The 2,751-nt window shown below is 42.3% G+C and carries 2 protein-coding genes; both read left to right on the top strand.

Features of this window, described 5'->3' with window-relative positions:
* A partial coding sequence (locus MHN31_RS23965; RefSeq protein ID WP_239445536.1) for an RHS repeat-associated core domain-containing protein occupies window positions 1-1,513 on the top strand: 1,513 nt, incomplete at its 5' end.
* The gene (locus tag MHN31_RS23960; protein WP_239445535.1) at window positions 1,503-1,985 is read left to right on the top strand and encodes a hypothetical protein; all 483 of its coding nucleotides are present in this window, start codon (window positions 1,503-1,505) and stop codon (window positions 1,983-1,985) included. The genes MHN31_RS23965 and MHN31_RS23960, both read left to right, overlap by 11 nt.
* Window positions 1,986-2,751 lie beyond the last annotated feature (766 nt).

Below are 2,751 nucleotides of genomic sequence, written 5' to 3'. Positions count from 1 at the left end.
TAAGCGTACTGAATTTGGTGGTGAAAAAGGTTTGCTGTTGCCTATCCTCAACGGGGATATCAGCACCTTTATTCCAATCGCACAGGAAACCCGCTATGTGGGTAATGTGGAGTTCGTTCGTTATGGTGGCCAGAGCACCTGGGTGAGCAAACGCTACATTGCGGGCAAAGTACTTATTACCACAGTGAACAATCAGGCGACAACACGCTTTATGCTGGACGACCACCTGGGTTCAACGCATGTGATTGCGGATGCCAGTGGTAAGAAAGAGCAGGTGATGAGCTTTGATGTGTTTGGTGCACGTCGGAACGCGACCACCTGGGCGAGAGACTTCAGCGACCAGAATAAGTTCACCAGCAAGCTGACACTACGTGGTTACACGGGTCATGAGCAGATGGATGAAGTGGGCCTGGTGCACATGGGCGGGCGTATTTACGACCCAATCCTGGGACGTTTCTTACAAGCAGACCCTATGGTACAGGCGCCGAATAATATTCAGAACCTGAACCGCTACTCGTATGTAATGAATAACCCGCTGAATAAGACCGACCCCAGTGGATATATCTTTGCGACGATAGCAATTTGGGCACTGAATGCGGCAATCAGCCAGGGAATTATCACGGGGGTGACGGCGACTGTACTCAGTGGCTTACTGACAGCCTATTCATACTATGGTTACGCAAAGCTGGCGGTGGGTATTATCCAGGCAGCGAATCAGGGCGGAACGGCACTGGCGAACTTTGCCGGCGGCTGGGCCAAAGGGTTCGCGAAGGGTCAGGCGGTTACCTGTATGCTCAATATGGCAGCAGGTGGTGGCTGTATTGATGGTTTGGAGACCAAAGAGCAGGGTAACGCAGAGACTGATGGTCAGAAAAAGGGTATAAAAAAGGGTGGTAAAAATGAGGATGGTCTATCGAGCCCTGAGCACAGACGCGGTTTATCAGATAAGGAATGGGAAACGACTCAAAAAGATATTAAAACAAATATCAAAAATGCCAAGAATATGATTAAGGCACTTCAGGATCCAACATCTTCAGATTATTCTAGGATTGCATATAACTATGGTTATAATACTAGAATAGGTATGGATGCTGACGCATTTTCTTCTGTTGCTGAGAGTCTTGCAAAGGACCTTAAAGGTATGATTTCCAAGTTAGAGTCAATGGGGAGAGATGATTTTTACCATTACGTAACAGGAGGAAGTGACTTCGCTGAAGCTGGCTCTACACAAATTGGACTTTCGAATAACTATTTTAAGAGCAACTTACGATACGGTGATGTTCCTCAAACCACAATCATCCATGAAGTATCTCATATGCCAAGTTTTGGATATAAACATGAGTTTGGAGGAAGTACCTCTTTTGGTTCAACAGCTTCAGATCTTGTCGACTTAAATCAAATAGGTCATAAAACCTTTAGCCCGGCTCAGAGGGTTAATGTTAGAGCACATTTGAGATACAACCCATATGTGCTGGAGCATAGTATGATGGGAGTGAATTATATTGATAAGTAAGCGCTTTACTCTGATTTCATTGTTTGTATTGTGTATGTCTTGTACTTTTAGCCGTGCATCGGAACTTGAAGTTGAGCTTGGTTGTTATACCAATCAGGAAAAAGTAGAGTTATTCGCGTCCTACAGTGCCCCTGGGCTACGGGAAGGTGAAAGCTTGAAGTTTTTTACTGATTTTAATGGTTTGTCTTTGTTTAACTTCGCTGAGTTTAAAGATGCTATAAATGCAGGTAACACGAATAAATTGCAGAGTTTATTAAAGAAGCAAAAAATTAGTACTGAACGTTTAGAGGTGAAGTTGATTGTAGGGGAACCTGTCATTGTACCTGTTCCCTTAGAGGATATTTACGGAATTACTATCGGAGAAGAGGAACTTATTGTTTCACTTATGTTATTTACTAAATTTAAAGGTCAAAATATAAGCGCAATGAGTAATGAAATCGTTATTTCAAAACTCGGTTGTTTTGATAGTTAAGCACTTAAAACACCGGGATTACCGGTTTCCTTATCTTTATTAATAGTAGCAAGGCGCCGTACTTCGAGTTCGGCGCCTTTTAAATTCAAGAGAGCGTAATTTTGGAGGAAGAGAACTCGCTGAGATATATAGATGCCCCAGCGGTTTCAAGCCGAGCTGCCTGCGGGGTAGCAAATAGCTATCTTGTTATTTTACTTGTTTGACCATTCTTGATGTCTGGTTAAGTCTGCTGCAAATATGTTGTTCTGGCATGTCTCCAGGCTGTTTGATACTTCAGCGCCTCAATGAGCTTCGAGCCCGCACACTCCAAAAATTTATACACTCAGCCTGAGTATAATTTCTCCCAGAATTGGTTTACGGAAGGCACGCTATGTATATTTAAGTATAATATGCAATATCATGAGGATGCATAGATTATGCAAATGGCAAGTAAGTGCCAGATAAGCTTATTTGCACTAACTCAGATTGGGCTAGGTTATTACCAGTTTTCCGATAGTTAGCATTTAGCAATAGCTTGTATCAGACTCTTAGCAATTTTGTGATTTAAATTAACTCATATAGATGATCCGCGGGAAAACTATTCACGCCTGCGCAGGTCGTTTAATATTCTGTACCCTTTTGGATTAGGGGAGTTGTTGTTTTTTGTTAACTCAGGTGTGAAGATAAAGTTTTTTTCATGTTCCTTTTTAGGTATCATTGTACCGATAACTCTCAAAAGGACATAATAACAATGAAATTTTCTACACTTGCTATTTCCGCTTTATTC

It is taken from the genome of Pseudoalteromonas sp. McH1-42 (genome assembly GCF_022347845.1).
Taxonomy (GTDB): domain Bacteria; phylum Pseudomonadota; class Gammaproteobacteria; order Enterobacterales; family Alteromonadaceae; genus Pseudoalteromonas; species Pseudoalteromonas rubra_D.
The sequence above is the reverse complement of the archived record's forward strand: the minus strand, read 5'-3'. Positions and strand labels throughout refer to the sequence as shown.